Genomic DNA, 14,850 nt, shown 5'->3' on the forward strand with positions numbered 1-14,850 from the left:
GTGTCACACAAGTCCCCTTTTCTGGTTTTTACCAACGGTATGGAAAAAGTCATGAGCAAAGTTTGCGCCTTTGCCTATCACAAGCCCAGTAATCCCTACCCCAATCATCGGGGTCGAGATCTTAACATTTAATAATTGGAATGCATCAATATTACTCTGAAAAGCCAGGAATAAGCCGCATACCAAACTCAACACTTCCAACGTCAGGGGCCTAAACTTATCTGGAAAAAAAGGAATAGCATAAACGATGTCTTTGAACACCTCAACCACTTTCTCTACGACAACGGCTAAGAGAAAAACTAAAGCAATCCCGTCCAAAGTTTTCTCACCTCTATTAATCCAGCTTCTTCGATAGTGTATATTTCATTATACTCCTCAAGATTTGAAAGGTTCTTTGGCTTCAAGTTATCTCTGAGCCTGAAACCAAACTTGGAGGGGATTGGAAATTTGGGAACGGTAAATTAAGCGAACATAACGGAGAAAATGATTGGGAGTGACCACCTTAAGTGCTCCCGGCAATATCTCATGTTCCAGATCGTCCTCTGTCCAAATTGCTCCGTCCGGGCTAATTTGCAGTTGAACCGAGACGCCTACCGTGCCAATATTATGCACTGCATAAGAGTATACGCTTACCTCAGAAACATCTTTAGGCATGATTGCAGCATAAACATCCGAAGCAATTACGGTCTCTGAACTTTGCACATACTTTCTTCCAGACATCATAATTTGAACCAAACCATCTGGCGTTGATGTTACAGGATTTCCATTACTTCCGAAAATTTTCAGACCATCACGAGATGGTGTCAAATCCCGCAAGTCAGCTTTTATGGGTGTTTGAATTTTTCCAATAGAGTCGATATGACGAACGTATAGTTGCCCCTTTTCATCAAGCCGTAGTTCTCGCTGGGGGTAAAGCCTCCATCCCTGAATTTCATGAATTAATATTATCCCATTTCCGAGGATCCCAACCTCAATTCTAATTCCTGTCACACCTGGGGGAGTGGCAAAAATCCGAGTGAATACTTCAGGTTCTAAGCCTGGTCGCACGGAAAATAGATATTGGCTTACTGCCCCCAGATATATTCGTATATAGCATGGTACCTCTGCTGGCTCCGTCTGAAGCACAACTTGGATTTTCCACCTTTGCCCCTCTCCTGCAGGTATTAAGACATCATTTTCTAGAGTGATCCCAGCTCTGGCCCCCGATGGATGTATGATTTTAATCGCTCTTGGACCTTCTGATGTACCAACCCACTCCCACTTTGTTGCCGTATCTCCACCTGTTTGAGCCCAACCATCCGGAAAATCAACGTTGCTTTCATATTCTAACAGGAAATGACTATTATACACTTGATTTATTTTAGTCATCTCCTGCCTCCCTTTGTATCGGATTCGAGAAAATTGTATTAACTACTAATATTTGAATGTATAGTAATAGGATATGTATCTGTACTTAACTTTGAGCCTGAACCCAAATTCTTAACGTCGTCATATTATCCGCCCAATACGATAAACGTGTATAACGCAGAAAATTTTCAGGTGAGACAATGACCAATTTTTGAGGGCCCACTTCTCGTTGCTGCCCCTCTATCGCCCAAAGAACGCCATCAGGACTGAGTTCAGCTTGCACATGGACGGACACAGTCCCGAAATTATAGACCGCAAACGAAAAGCGAGGCAACGCCGAAACATCGCGAGTTGTTGTCGAGGCTAAGGTCTGATTCGCGGTAACGTCTTCGAGGCTTTCGTGAAACCCGTGTGCGCTAATTTCGACTTGCGCTCGACCGCTACTTGAGGTGGCTAAGGGGACGGGACTACTGCCGAAAATTTGCACTCTATCTCGCGTCGGTGTCAGGTTACGCACATCAGCATCAACCGTGGCTTGGACGGTTACCGGTACCTTTAAAGGAATAGGCATGGCAAGCTGAATTGGCTTATTTATTTCTCCAATAGACTGGATATGACTTATTTGACGGAGCTCGCTGGAAACCTTCTTAACTCGCTTTTTCATGAAATTAGGCAGAATAGGATAAGCAATCAGTTGGTATATGCATAAACGTCCTGGTCCTACAATTCCCGTCTCTAAGCGCATAAACCTAATATCTGAACCAGCACTAATGACTTGCTTAAACTTTTCCAACTTCTGATCCGGACTAAAGCTATATATCCAAGGCTTACACACATCACCATCGGACATAATGGGATAGCAGCGCAAATAAGCCTCGGTTTCTGGCTTTTCACTTTTGAGAAGAATTATTATCAGCCAGTCTTCATCTTGCCCAACATTAAGAGAAGTTTCGTACGTTTGGATAATTCCTGCTCTAATGTCAGCCGAATTACGAATCTCCAATACAGGTCCTTCCATAGGGTCCTGCCTAAACTCCCATCTCGTGGTGTGATTGCCGCCGATTTTGAGCCACGCATCCGGGAGATCCGTGGGGTCCTTACCTCTTTTTAGAAAATCGCCGTTATATATTCCACTGAACGTCCCCTTTAGATTTCTCTTCATCTTTAAACCCTCCACCATCGGACAATTGAGAAAGCACTATCCACCTAATCCTATCGATCAAATCATAAAAATAGCACTAAACAACAGACTTTGACATAAGAAACTTAAACCTCCAGCGATCAGTGTTTAAGTTAACAAAAACTGGGCATTGAATCTCTACGTAATTCGTGCTAAATTTATGTTGTACAAGGTATCTAGAGAAACTAAAGACATTAGCGCAAAAACTTTAAACCTCCCGACGGGGAGGTTTCTTTCTGTTCAAATTTCTTAATAGCAAAGGAAGGGGTCAGCCAAAAGGCTTACCCCTTCCTTTTTAGGTTTTTCATTAAGACCCCAAGCACACAATTAAACTTATCCCTAATTCGGAAGTAACTTTACATTTCCCCAAACCGCTAGCCGGTCATCTTTGATGATCAACATTCCTGTAACTCCTTTGATCCCTGAGGCAAATTCAAGGGTTCTTTCCAGATCGTCCACAGTCTGGACCAAGTTTCCCCCTGCCGTCGCCACGGCATCGGCTAAGGCTACTGAAGGAGAGAGCACGACAACGGCATCGGCTTTGCCAAAGCTTAAGGAATGCCCTACTTTTCCGGATGAAGTACAAATCCCCAGTGGAGTTTGATCCGGACGTATTTCGATTGCCACTCGATTAGACAGCGGCGAATCCCCTGCGAAAATCCCAACCTTGCGAATCCGGCTGGTACGCAAGAAGATATCTCCGCCATTTTCCACAATCACATCCCGAGAGCGTTTGGAGATTGCCTTCCCAACCCACTCTGCCACAGCCCCAGCCACCGCAGCCATCGGTCCCACCCCAGCTAGACACCCAGCTTCCGCCATAGTTTGCACGATAAAAGGGGCATCCGGGAAAACAGTGTAGGGTGTTAAGGAGTGCACAAAGCCTGGGTCTCTCTGGATATAATCCTCGAGCGGTTTGCGGCAAGCCCGCATCGTCTCTTCTACCCATTTAACCAGTTCGGGCGAAAACCGTTCTTTGCGAACCCCAATATCCAGGTCAGTTTCCTCCACAGCCAGTTGAAAATGCACTAGATCCTCCTGCCGGTGATCTTGGCGGTAAATCCGTTCCCTATAATCCAATTACAAATGAACCTCCATAGCCCTCATCGGGCAGACTTTCGTACAAAGTAAGCAGACAATGCACTGGTCTCCATCAAAGTGAACTTCCATGGACGGACGTTCCAAATATAATGCCCCGGTCGGGCAAAGCCCTGTACACGCTCCGCACATGACACACTTTTCTTCATTGCGCACGATGCCTTGGTTAAGATCTTGCACCGAAACCCCCAAATCGCGCAAATAAGATAGGCCTTTCTCGCTTTGATCCCCAGTCACCTCCAGAACCATCGTACCTTCTTTTTGAGGGTTGACGTCTGCTTTCACAATATTAACCACCAAGTCGTAATCTTTAACCAAACGATACACAACCGGTTTAACCGAAATATCCGTCCCAAACCGCAAAACTATTCTCTTCGGCGACATATTAATCAATCCTCCTTTATGCTATGGGCTATAACGCCATCAGCGGGTGAGGGAAGAGTTTTAACAGGCTCTGTCAACAGAAATTCCCCTTTTTGAATCCACTCTTTTAAATTTGAAGCGATCTCTCGGGCCCGTGGCATACTTGACAAAGGTGACGTGATAATTTCCTTGCCCTTGACCGTGATCTTTCCACTCTTCAGGTCTGCATAACTGACATACCCTAGGTTACCCGGCGTAAACGAAGGATACGCTTCCCCGTAGTCGACAACGGGAGCAAACAATTCTTCATCCTTCATTGCTGCGTACCTAGCGATTTCTTCATTTAGAATAGGAATGGGAATCCCAATTCCAACACTGAGGGTTGCCCCATACCCGAGAAAGCTGGTGCCGACAAGCCACCTTGGGCTCATTTGTTTCAGATCCCCAATGACGGCAAGCGTTCCCCCAGCACCCCCTAGTTCTTGGCCCCCCACATTCGTTATTGACGGAAAATGTTGTGTCCCATTCCAAGCGACATATCCAACCCCGCCCCCGAGAAAGATCTTTGTACCCACCCCAATTGTTTTAAAATGTGGATCCTTTAACAACGGGCTTAATTGTCCCGAGGTGGAAAAGTTGGCGTTCGCCATGTTAGGTTTCAGCATTCCCATATAAGTGTAAATCGTGCGATCCGTCAAGTTCACCGCACAGTTGTAATTCTGATAGGCATTGCGGGGATTAAATAAAATAGCCTCATTGATATCATCCAGCGTGATGGTGGTATCAATAGCCTTGCGGGGATAACAGTCTGTTCCATAGCCCACCGCCTTTAGTCGAACAGGTTTGCGTGCCACAAGATCTTGAATGACATGCCCCCCGCCATACCGAAATTCCCCCGGATAGTTATTGTTCAACGGATCATCTTCCGGCAGCTCAGCAGCCCCAATATAGGCGTCAACTGCCGCTACGCCCGTATACGCCGCAACCCCGTTCAACCATACTTTCTGCATTTTCATGCGGGGTGTCGTATGACCTAAACTCAAAAAAGCACCCGAGGAACACATGGGCGCAAAGGTGCCCGTAGTCACCACGTCAACTTCTTGGGCCGCTTTGGAGAGGCCTTTTTCCCCAACTAAGGTGATGAGTTCCTCCGCAGTCACAACGACTGCTTTACCTGATTTAATCTTGGCATTGATCTCTCCATACGTCTTTTCAACACTCATAATCTCTCCACCTCCAGATATTAAATTAAATTGAACTCTATTCAGTTGAAGGTTAAACCTCCCCTGAGTAAGTTTTGCTGTGTGCTTGCTAATTATTGAACATAGAAAAGACCTCTTCGCGAAAGAAGAGGCCAAAATCACATCATCGACACTCCTCTTATCTGCCAGAAGAATTTCTTCTGCAAGAATTAGCACCATGCTTTGAGCGAGCTATGAAATCATCGCCTACAAAGCGGGTTGCCGGGTTTCATTGGGCTAGTCCCTCCACCACTCCGGATAAGAGCATAATTTATTAAATTTCAACACTCTGAGTCTAACATTTGTCTTATATCATGTCAATATTAAATCTCAGTATATTGATACAGATATTCATATAATACATATTCATCTCCACAAAGGGTATCCTAAATGTATTCTAGCGATAGGGGGAATACTATGGATCAACCCAAACCGAGCAAACGTCCATTTCCCAAACGCGAGGAGCTACCCTATAGTCACCAGCCTGATCAAGACGGACGGACAGATTATGGCCGGGATGGAGAAACAACGCATAAAGGGTAGGCTCCCTCCTTGGGATCCCCTTTCGCGGGATCCTTTTCGTAAGGCAGAAACTAATTCGATTATACGAGGAGGCTATGACATGTCAAATAAAGGAGCGGACAAAGCACAGACAGGGAAACCAGACAGAGGGAAGAATTCCCCTTTTAAGAAGAAAACACCTCAAAGCCGGGCATAAGCCCGGCTTTTGAGTTCAAAGGATTCTATCCAAAGAAAACTTCTGATATAATAAAAGTTGGTACCTACGGAGTACAAGGTTGTTTTTCTGCTACTCTTTCATTTAGATACCGTTAAGTAAGCACTAAATTTTAGAAAATAGGTGATGTTATGAAAAAAATCGAAGCCATTATTAGGCCGGAAAAACTAAATGATGTTAAGGTCGTTCTCTCTGACATCGGAGTAAAAGGGATGACCGTCTCTAATGTGTTGGGGTTCGGAAACCAAAAGGGGTACACCCAAATTTACCGAGGGCAAGAAATCGTGACCAAACTTTTGCCCAAGATAAAACTTGAAGTTGTAGTTTCCACAGAAAAAGCAGAAGAAGTGATTGCCGCCATCGTCGAAACATCCAAAACGGGTGCTTTTGGAGATGGTAAAATCTTCGTCTATGATGTCGTGGATGCGATCCGTATAAGAACGGGTGAACACAGCGACGATGCTCTGTAGTTTAAATGAAAACATTCTCACTAAGTTCGAAATCCGGATAGGCATTTTCCCTATGTTGCGTTAAATCCAAGCCATTAACCTGCTCATCATCGGTTGCCCTAAGTGGAGTGATCATGGCTATTACCTTCAAAATAAGAAACGTCATCAGACCTGTAAACAAATAAGTTACTACCACGGCTAGAAGTTGGATTAAAACAGGCTTAATTCCTCCTCCATTAAGCAAACCGTTTCTGCCTTGAGGATTGAGACTTATGTCCGCAAAAATCCCGGTTGCTATCGTACCCAAAGTCCCCCCGATTCCATGGATCCCGAAAACATCCAAAGCATCGTCGTACCCTAGCTTGGCCTTTAAGACACTTACCGCTAAATAACAGACTCCTCCGGCAATGAACCCAATAAGTAGTGAACTCCCTGTTGAAACAAACCCTGCCGCAGGGGTAATAGCCACGAGTGCAGCAATAATTCCGCTCACTGCACCAAAAACGGTAATTTGGCGACGATGAAACCATTCAATGAGAGCCCACCCGACCATGCCCGCTGCTCCGGCGATCTGGGTTGTAGCAAGGGCCAGCACAGCTACGCCATTTGCTCCCATCGCCCCTCCAGCATTAAACCCAAACCAGCCAAACCACAACAAACCGCCTCCAAAAAGTACGTTCGGCATATGATGGGGGATATTCCACTCGTACCCCACTTTAAGTCTTTTGCCAATCACCATCGCCGCGACCAAACCTGACACTCCAGAGGCCATTTCTACGACAGTACCGCCTGCGAAATCCATGACGCCAAGATTGCGTAGCCAGCCGCCTACTCCCCAAACCCAATGGGCGAGTGGTATATAGACAAGCGTACTCCAAAAGAGCACAAACAATACAAACGCCGGAAAACGTAGTCGTTCAGCAGTTGCTCCGCTGATCACCGCCGGGGTAATTACAGCAAACATCAGTTGGAACAAAAAAAACAACAAATGTGGAATAGTTGGAGCATAATCCGGATTAGGAGAAAGACCAACACCTTTAAGAGCCGCCCAATCAAAGCTGCCTATGAGGTGACCGTGATCTGGTCCGAAAGCTAAAGAATATCCAAATAAAACCCAAACAACCGTGACCAATCCTAAAGCGGTATAACTTTGCATCATAATGGAGAGAACATTGCGTTTTCTGACCATCCCACCGTAGAAAAACGCTAATCCTGGGGTCATTAGAAAGACCAGAACAGTACATAAAAAAACAAACGAAACATCCCCAGTGTTTAAAGTGGTCATTAATACTTACCCTCACTTGTTAAGCAAATTCGACCGATGCTATGCCTTCGCAAAGGCGGTCGCTTTTCGCCATCCTTGGCTTCAGCGACACTCGGACATCCATGTCCAGCGGACGGCTTAGTTGCACTGATATGCCTCCCTAAAGTCATACTTTCTACCCTGGTATTAAAAAAGAGGAGCTCTAAAAAGCGTTATAATTTAACGCCTTTTAGAGCTCCTTTGCTCTTTCATCTAGCTAGTAATTTTATTATAGCTTCCTTGGATAAATGTGTCTAGAACTTTCTAACATATTATACATTATACACAGGGATACTTCAGGTGGAACCCCTCTTATCCCAAAGTCTTTGCATGCAGCTCTGCCAAAAGTGTTTTTAACTTATCCCGCTCCTCACGGGCCAAACCCAATTCCTCCTTAATTAATGCGAGCTCTTCCATCACCGTGTCATGTGTTTCATTAAGCACCCGTTCCTGATTCTCCCCCGCTCGCCGAGAAACGTAGCCGAGCACAGGAAGAGCCGTCCCTTGAAAGAAAACTGCGATTGCGTATTGCATCCAAGGTACCAGCCCCTGAGGTCGTTGCCAGATCAGAGGGGCTATGACTAAGGCTGAAATAATATAAAACATAGTCATCGTAGAGAGCCAATAGGAAAGTTTATCCCCTAACCAATCGTTGAATCGTATCAAATACCTTGCCCCCCTCTTTTCAAGTCGATTCTAATAATCTTAACATGTCCTGACTTCATTGGGTAGCTCCACTGAGGTATTTCCCAACTGCTGCTGCAGTATCGTATTTACTCTTCCCGGAGAGCAAGATTTCGTTGGGATGATTGGTCGTTGATCCACCAATCACAATTAACGTTTTGGCGTTCATGGCCTCCTTTGGTACAGATTGATCGGCCGCCCGTACAAATATTCCACAATTGCCATTCACAACGGCTACATCTGACCCAGACCAAAAATCCTCTTTTGTGAATAATAAAACGGCCACTTCGAGCACATTGTTTCCTCCGTCCTTATATTGAATTCCAAAAAAATTGCAGATTCCTTGAGCATGAGCAGCGGCCAGTATCTGGCGAAACTTAGGATCTTTTAGCTGAGCTGCATCCGTAGCATTATCGATAAACCCATTTTCTGTCAAGATCGCAGGCATGCTAGTTTCTTTGAGCACTAAGACATTCTGTGTTTTTACCCCCCGATTCACCCACTGGCCTACTTGTACGAGATAAGGCAAAACCATGTTGGCAGCAGTTTCCGCACGCCCACCCAAAGCAGTGACTAAAATCTCTTCTCCTGTTCCTCCACCATCATTAACATGAACAGATACAAAGAGATCGACATTATTTCTCTCAGCAATGTCCACGCGCGCCCGTAGTTCGCCGTTAAGATCTCCTTCTAAGTGACTAGGAGCATAGTCTCCATCGCGCGTAAGAAATGTAGAAACGCCGTTAAACTCAAGTAGGGGTTTAAGCTTGAGACAAACATCTAGTGTAATATCCTTTTCTCGCAAACCGTTACCTTCCGCACCTGGGTCATAACCGCCATGACCAGGATCGAGGCATACTTTCACATTAATCCCTCCTGCTTCCATTGTATGCGAAGGAATTACCAACCGAAACTATTTCCAGAGAGGGTAAATTGGTCTAAAAAAAATCCCCTCACTAGGAGGGGAAGAGGAGGAGTAAAAAAATGAGAAAACCTTTATGTAAACCGCCAACTTGATAGCGGGTAATTATTGAATGTCTTGATTATAGACCAATTTTGTTACCATTCCATGAACTTTGTATGAAGAATATGTTAAACCTTATCTTTCCTTATTTAAGTTCACTTATTACTAATGAAATTGAATCACGAACAATTTAATAATAATAATATAGCATCGAAGGCTTGACGAAACGGAAAAAATAAAGTAAGATTACTCTCGTCCGTGAAATGCCGATGTGGCTCAGAGGTAGAGCAGCTCACTCGTAATGAGCAGGTCGTCGGTTCGATTCCGACCATCGGCTCCATAGGAAACTTAGACCCCGCAAGTGATTGCGGGGTTTTTGCTTTCCCCCCCTCTAATAATTACATCATAACGCGTATATACATACTGGATGGAACACGATACCCAAATAAAAAGAGCCCGGTTGAACCGAACTCTAGCGGATGAACTTATTCACGTTCTTTTTAAAGATTAGGACCAAGCCTTACAAGGCTGTGGCAATTGCCTACGCAGTATATTTAACTTGTCAATCAGTTTTGAATTTGCTCATGAATATCATCTCAGAAGGTAGTTTAGCCCGTTTCCTGAAATTTTATACATCGGGGAAAAATAAATTTGTATGATAATATTTCTCCTTCTGGAAATAATACCCTCTCAAGGGGGAGTACCATGCTAAGCCGACGGGACTTTTTGAAGTTAGTAGTTAAAGGAGCTGTCCTCGGTAACTTTTATCAGCTCATTACCCCTCCTCTTGCACAAGCGGTTGCAGCAGGCGAGGTTAAGAAACTTCCCGTGGTCATGATTGAGACAGGCACTTGTACCGGGGACAGCATATCCCTTGACAACATTTGGACGCCAACTTTTTCAGATATCCTCACAAACATTGTAGATTGGCGCTACGATTGGAGCATGAATCAGGTTCATGGAGATGCTGCCTACCGAATTCTTCAGGAAACGTATGAAAAAATGCCCAATGAATATATCCTCATCGTCCAGGGATCTATGATTCAACGTGACGGCGGTCATTATAACCATGTTGCTTATGATAACGGTAAACTAATTACAGGGCTAGATCTTGTTCGTCGCATTGGGCTAAAAGCAAAATACGTCGTTGCCATCGGGAGCTGTGCCACTTACGGCGGCCCGGTTGCCGGTTACCCTAACCCCAGCCAAGCAACTGGTGTACAGAACATTCTTCCCGAACGAAGAGTCATTAACATCTCCGGCTGTCCTGCTCATCCAGATTGGATTATGGGGACCCTACTCCATTTAGCCTTATACGGTGAACCTGAACTAGAAAAGTTTGGAAGGCCAAAACTCTTTTATGGTGAAACCGTCCATAACCGCTGCCCGCGCAGGCGCGATTATGATCAAGGAATCTTCGCCACGGAAATCGGACAAAAAGAATGTCTTTTTCGGGTTGGCTGTAAAGGACCAGTCACCTATGCTGACTGCCCGATTCGCCGTTGGAACGACCGGCTCAATTGGCCAATCGGCTGCAACACGCCGTGTATCGGTTGTACTGAACCTGGTTACCCTGATTTGATGTCGCCGTTTACTGTTCACTCACCCGACATCCCTTTCCCCGGCGGAACAAAGGTGGCCACTGACACGATTGGACTTGGGGTATTGGGATTAACCTCCGTAGCTATTGTAGGACATGCTGCGACGTCTCTCTATAAGGGCCGGATCCAAAAGAATTTACTTAAGACTTCTGTTAAGATTCAATATCGACCTTCCGTCAAAAAGGTGAAGACCTACCATAAGTATAGACTCAAGAAAAGTTAAAACGCGGGGTGAACCTACTGGAGAAGAAAACCATCTTTCCTGTGACCCGAATTCACAATCCCATGTTATTAGAAGCCTGGCTCGAAGACGGGGAAATTAAAGACGCCTTTATTTCCGATACACTTTATCGAGGATTCGAACAAATTCTCATAGGTCGTTCCGCCATGGATATGCCTTATTACACCCAACGCATCTGTGGCATATGTTCATCCGCCCATGCTATTACAGCCGCACTCGCGGTAGAACAAGCATTAGGAATGCAAGTCCCTCCCAATGGACTGTTAGTACGCAATTTGATTCTGGCCAGTGATTTTATCCAGAACCATATTCGTCACCTCTACCTGTATACCCTGCCCGATTATTTCCGTGGCCCGGATATTGCTCCGTTTATTCCCCATTCAGAAACAGACCTACGTTTATCCAGTAAAGAAAATACAACAATGACGGAACACTATTTCAAAGCCTTAGATGTCTCTCGTGCTGCCCATGCTGCCTTTGCGGTTTTTGGAGGCAAGGCCCCTCATGGTCATGGGCTTGTTCCCGGCGGTGCTAGTATGGAAGTTGATGCCGATAGGGTGAACCGTTATCGAGGGTATATAATGGAAGTCATGAGTTTTATTGACGATGTCCTAATTCCTGATGTTGCTCTGATCAAGGAGCGTTATCCCGAATACATTAGCCTTGGCAAAGGGATCGGGAATTATATGTCGGTCGGAGGATTTCCGAGCCCTGAGGGGAGTACACTTTTTCCCCAAGGCGTAATCCTTCAGGGGAAACGGGAAAGCTTTGATGAAAAACAAGTGACAGAAGATGTTACAAGTGCTTGGTACAAACCCCACGGTCCTCTACATCCCTCGGAAGAGGATACGGTCCCTGATCACAACCAACCCAAAGGATACACCTGGGTCAAATCTCCTCGTTACCGTGGTCAGCCAGTAGAAGTAGGCCCTTTAGCACGGGCAATTATTGCCAAAGATAATATCATCGGTCAGGGGGCCCTCGCCCGGACATGGGCGCGCGCACTTGAACTCAAGAAGATTGCAAAAACCACTCTAGAATGGCTCAATCGTCTCGAACCTGGGTCGGAAACCTATAATGGTAGAACAGGGCGAGCTTCCGGGGTTGGGATTGGTCTCCATGAAGCCATGCGTGGGTCTTTAGGGCATTGGATATCTGTAAAAAATGGGCAAGTCAATCACTATCAAATCATAACGCCTTCTGCCATAAACTTTGGTGCACGTGATGAAACAGGAACCCGCAGTGTCGGGGAAACATCGTTACTCGGATTAAAAATCAAATCCGAGGACCTTAAAGAGGCGGGCCGGGTCATTCGTTCTTTCGACCCTTGTTTTTCTTGCAGTGTGCATATCATAGATGGGGAACATTTGCATGCCTTAAAAATTCAAGTCTAAATAGCCATTGAATAAATCTTGTTTGAGGGCACGGTAAAAACATGAAGCGTCAAGTCAAAATGAGAGAACCTGTCATGAAACAACTTAAAAAGGAAAATGTAAAGGGAGAAATTACCCAATTCCAGCCGATATGGGTTAGAATCTGTCATTGGGGATTTGCTTTTAGTCTAACTGTAATCCTACTGACTGGCCTAGAGTTGCATCAACCAGCAAGCTTTTTGGCCCTCCACTTTGCCTTAGTTTTAAAGACCCATGTGGTTTCTAGTTGGTTTTCCTTGGGATTTGTAACAATACGCTTTGCTGATGCCCTTATCCGAAAGGATGATTCATTAATCCCGAGGATTCATGATCTCAAACGTTTCCCTAAGCTCATGGCCTATTACTTCTTCTTTCGCTCATCCCCACCCCCTAGTAGAAAATATAATAGTGGGCAACTGGTAATCTATTCTTCTTGGATTCTTCTTTTTCTGGTCGCTAGTTTTCTCGGTTTAGCTTCTTATTGGCAAGGGAAGCATCTGATTTGGCTTTGGCGGTTAGTGGGTGGCTTTCAAATCCTTCGCTGGATCAAGTTTTCAATCACCATTTATTTTCTCGTCACAATCCCTCTCCACATCTATCTAACCCTGACCGAAAATATCAGCCGTCTTCAGGCCATGATCACAGGTTATGAACGGACCCCCACCAAATAGTAACCGTAAAAATTTTCCTTGTATAATATGATACTTTTTAGTTTAAGTTTGGGTATAATGGGGGGTAGAGTTTATTCATGAAAGGGACGATACGCTTTGGCATTACATATTCATTTTGTTGGTATTAAAGGTACGGGGATGAGCGCTTTAGCCCAAATCAGCGCTCAAATTGAGGATGCAACCATTTCAGGTTCTGATGTAGAAGAGAGTTTTTATACAGACAGTGTTCTGAAACGTGCTCAAATTCCCGTTTTGAGTTTTTCTCCCATCAACGTAGAGAATGCAGATTTAGTGGTCACTTCTGCCGCCTATACTAATCAACATCCAGAAATAGCCCGAGCATTGGAGCTCAATATTCCGATCTTGACTTACCCCCAATATCTTGGGCGCTTACTGTCCAAAAAGCGGGGGATTTCCGTATCTGGAACGCACGGCAAAACGACGACGACTGCCATGATGGGCCTAGTCATGCTTCAAGCGGGACTGGATCCAACCATCGTTGTAGGTAGCGATGTCCCTAGCATTGGGGGAAATGCGCATTCCGGAAAAGGAGAATTTTTCTTAGCGGAATCCTGTGAATATCGGCGTCATTTCCTTAACTACTCTCCTGAACACCTGATTATTACAAACATAGAATTTGACCACCCTGATTATTTTACAGACATTGAAGATGTTGTTTCAGCCTTTACTGAGCTCGCCAGAAAAGTACCCGCACACGGACATATTTATGTCTGGGCCGAAGACCCACACCGCGAGGCTATCATAGGAATTGCGCCAATCACCACCTTTGGGCTCTCAGAATCTGCGGATATCCGTGCAACGGAGATTGTCTTCAAAGACGAAGGAAGTTCTATGAAAATAATGCTTAAAGGGCGTTATGTCGGCGACCTGGAACTCCATGTCGCTGGAAGACATAACATAATAAATGCCTTGGCAACGATTGCCTTATGCCACGAAGTCGGGATCCCCATCGGAGAAATCCTAAATAGCTTAAGTCAGTTCAACGGGACGAAACGCCGCTTTGAACATCTTGGGAGTAACACTAATGGTGCCCTGATCGTCGATGACTATGCCCATCATCCGACGGAAATTCGCACCACGTTAGAAGGAGCCCGCCTTTCCTACCCGGAGCGCCGCATCCGTGCCATCTTCCAGCCCCATACGTTTAGCCGAACAGAAAAACTCTTACAAGAATTCTCACAAGCCTTTCAAGGGGCTGACGAAGTGGTTGTCGCTGATATTTTTGCCTCAGCACGTGAACAGGAACATCACACTATTTCAGCCTTGACGTTAGCCGAGTTGATCCAGCAGCAAGGAATTCAAGCCCGTTACATTGGAACATTGGATGACATTAAAGAGTATCTTACTCAAACTCTCGCACCCGAAGACCTCGTTCTTACTTTGGGAGCAGGAGACATTTATAAAGTAGGGTTAAACATCGTCAGTTAATTGAGATCATGTAAAACTTATACTTTCTGACTGGTATCAAAAAGGGTTAGCCATTGATGAGTGGCTAACCCTTTTTTGATTTTCGTTTCTACTTTTGGAAAGACATTTATA

At 45.1% G+C, this 14,850-nt stretch carries 15 protein-coding genes, 1 tRNA gene and 1 riboswitch; of the genes, 7 read left to right on the top strand and 9 right to left on the bottom strand.

The genetic code is table 11. The annotated features are described in order from the left end of the window. Nucleotides 1-3 precede the first annotated feature (3 nt). The 6 genes from DSOL_RS08005 to DSOL_RS08030 all read right to left on the bottom strand — a co-directional run bounded on the left by DSOL_RS08005 (nt 4) and on the right by DSOL_RS08030 (nt 5,211). Complete coding sequence (locus tag DSOL_RS08005) at nt 4-318, bottom strand: hypothetical protein (protein ID WP_075364346.1); 315 nt, start codon at nt 316-318, stop codon at nt 4-6. An 87-nt stretch (nt 319-405) separates the two neighbouring features. Next, nucleotides 406-1,368, bottom strand: a complete 963-nt coding sequence (locus DSOL_RS08010) for a DUF6385 domain-containing protein (protein ID WP_075364347.1) — start codon at nt 1,366-1,368, stop codon at nt 406-408. A gap of 85 nt (nt 1,369-1,453) precedes the next feature. After that, nucleotides 1,454-2,509, bottom strand: a complete 1,056-nt coding sequence (locus DSOL_RS08015; RefSeq protein ID WP_075364348.1) for a DUF6385 domain-containing protein — start codon at nt 2,507-2,509, stop codon at nt 1,454-1,456. Between the two features lie 357 nt (nt 2,510-2,866). Further along, on the bottom strand, nt 2,867-3,607 hold the full coding sequence (locus DSOL_RS08020) for a UPF0280 family protein (RefSeq protein ID WP_075364349.1): 741 nt from the start codon (nt 3,605-3,607) through the stop codon (nt 2,867-2,869). Continuing rightward, nucleotides 3,608-4,009, bottom strand: coding sequence for an NIL domain-containing protein (locus DSOL_RS08025; RefSeq protein ID WP_075364350.1), 402 nt, complete (start codon nt 4,007-4,009; stop codon nt 3,608-3,610). A 5-nt stretch (nt 4,010-4,014) separates the two neighbouring features. Beyond that, on the bottom strand, nt 4,015-5,211 hold the full coding sequence (locus tag DSOL_RS08030) for a homocysteine biosynthesis protein (RefSeq protein ID WP_075364451.1): 1,197 nt from the start codon (nt 5,209-5,211) through the stop codon (nt 4,015-4,017). Nucleotides 5,212-5,365: 154 nt separating this feature from the next. Continuing rightward, a riboswitch (SAM riboswitch) is annotated at nt 5,366-5,494 on the bottom strand. A 152-nt stretch (nt 5,495-5,646) separates the two neighbouring features. Between DSOL_RS08030 and DSOL_RS29480 the strand changes: the two genes are divergently transcribed. Together DSOL_RS29480 and DSOL_RS08035 are read left to right on the top strand one after the other, a co-directional pair. Beyond that, nucleotides 5,647-5,772: a hypothetical protein gene (locus DSOL_RS29480; RefSeq protein WP_282433533.1), complete on the top strand. Its 126-nt coding sequence runs from the start codon at nt 5,647-5,649 to the stop codon at nt 5,770-5,772. Between the two features lie 324 nt (nt 5,773-6,096). Beyond that, nucleotides 6,097-6,435 (top strand): P-II family nitrogen regulator, encoded by a 339-nt coding sequence (locus tag DSOL_RS08035; RefSeq protein ID WP_075364351.1) that lies wholly within the window; start codon nt 6,097-6,099, stop codon nt 6,433-6,435. A gap of 1 nt (nt 6,436) precedes the next feature. Here DSOL_RS08035 and DSOL_RS08040 read toward each other — a convergent pair whose 3' ends face one another. From DSOL_RS08040 to DSOL_RS08050, 3 genes are all read right to left on the bottom strand, one after another. After that, nucleotides 6,437-7,699, bottom strand: a complete 1,263-nt coding sequence (locus DSOL_RS08040; RefSeq protein WP_075364352.1) for an ammonium transporter — start codon at nt 7,697-7,699, stop codon at nt 6,437-6,439. A 330-nt stretch (nt 7,700-8,029) separates the two neighbouring features. Continuing rightward, nucleotides 8,030-8,383 (bottom strand): hypothetical protein, encoded by a 354-nt coding sequence (locus DSOL_RS08045; RefSeq protein ID WP_075364353.1) that lies wholly within the window; start codon nt 8,381-8,383, stop codon nt 8,030-8,032. Between the two features lie 55 nt (nt 8,384-8,438). Continuing rightward, complete coding sequence (locus DSOL_RS08050) at nt 8,439-9,266, bottom strand: N-acetylmuramoyl-L-alanine amidase family protein (protein ID WP_207649615.1); 828 nt, start codon at nt 9,264-9,266, stop codon at nt 8,439-8,441. A 364-nt stretch (nt 9,267-9,630) separates the two neighbouring features. On the opposite strand from DSOL_RS08050, the gene DSOL_RS08055 reads away from it, so the two are divergent. From DSOL_RS08055 to murC, 5 genes are all read left to right on the top strand, one after another. Continuing rightward, nucleotides 9,631-9,705 (top strand) — tRNA-Thr (locus tag DSOL_RS08055). A 365-nt stretch (nt 9,706-10,070) separates the two neighbouring features. Continuing rightward, nucleotides 10,071-11,189 (top strand): hydrogenase small subunit, encoded by a 1,119-nt coding sequence (locus DSOL_RS08060; protein ID WP_075364354.1) that lies wholly within the window; start codon nt 10,071-10,073, stop codon nt 11,187-11,189. Nucleotides 11,190-11,197: 8 nt separating this feature from the next. Beyond that, nucleotides 11,198-12,601 (top strand): nickel-dependent hydrogenase large subunit, encoded by a 1,404-nt coding sequence (locus DSOL_RS08065; protein ID WP_170871468.1) that lies wholly within the window; start codon nt 11,198-11,200, stop codon nt 12,599-12,601. A gap of 74 nt (nt 12,602-12,675) precedes the next feature. Further along, complete coding sequence (locus tag DSOL_RS08070) at nt 12,676-13,290, top strand: cytochrome b/b6 domain-containing protein (RefSeq protein WP_235838737.1); 615 nt, start codon at nt 12,676-12,678, stop codon at nt 13,288-13,290. A gap of 96 nt (nt 13,291-13,386) precedes the next feature. Next, nucleotides 13,387-14,739, top strand: coding sequence for a UDP-N-acetylmuramate--L-alanine ligase (murC, locus tag DSOL_RS08075; RefSeq protein WP_075364356.1), 1,353 nt, complete (start codon nt 13,387-13,389; stop codon nt 14,737-14,739). The last annotated feature ends 111 nt before the right edge of the window (nt 14,740-14,850 follow it).

The organism is Desulfosporosinus metallidurans (genome assembly GCF_001936615.1).
Taxonomy (GTDB): domain Bacteria; phylum Bacillota; class Desulfitobacteriia; order Desulfitobacteriales; family Desulfitobacteriaceae; genus Desulfosporosinus; species Desulfosporosinus metallidurans.

Bases quoted from the DNA above. Each gene is read 5' to 3' on its own strand.
- DSOL_RS08010 (WP_075364347.1), bottom strand. From the start codon at position 1,368: ATGACTAAAATAAATCAAGTGTATAATAGTCATTTCCTGTTAGAATAT.
- DSOL_RS08015 (WP_075364348.1), bottom strand. From the start codon at position 2,509: ATGAAGAGAAATCTAAAGGGGACGTTCAGTGGAATATATAACGGCGAT.
- DSOL_RS08025 (WP_075364350.1), bottom strand. From the start codon at position 4,009: ATGTCGCCGAAGAGAATAGTTTTGCGGTTTGGGACGGATATTTCGGTT.
- DSOL_RS08030 (WP_075364451.1), bottom strand. From the start codon at position 5,211: ATGAGTGTTGAAAAGACGTATGGAGAGATCAATGCCAAGATTAAATCA.
- DSOL_RS29480 (WP_282433533.1), top strand. From the start codon at position 5,647: ATGGATCAACCCAAACCGAGCAAACGTCCATTTCCCAAACGCGAGGAG.
- DSOL_RS08035 (WP_075364351.1), top strand. From the start codon at position 6,097: ATGAAAAAAATCGAAGCCATTATTAGGCCGGAAAAACTAAATGATGTT.
- DSOL_RS08040 (WP_075364352.1), bottom strand. From the start codon at position 7,699: ATGACCACTTTAAACACTGGGGATGTTTCGTTTGTTTTTTTATGTACT.
- DSOL_RS08060 (WP_075364354.1), top strand. From the start codon at position 10,071: ATGCTAAGCCGACGGGACTTTTTGAAGTTAGTAGTTAAAGGAGCTGTC.
- DSOL_RS08070 (WP_235838737.1), top strand. From the start codon at position 12,676: ATGAAACAACTTAAAAAGGAAAATGTAAAGGGAGAAATTACCCAATTC.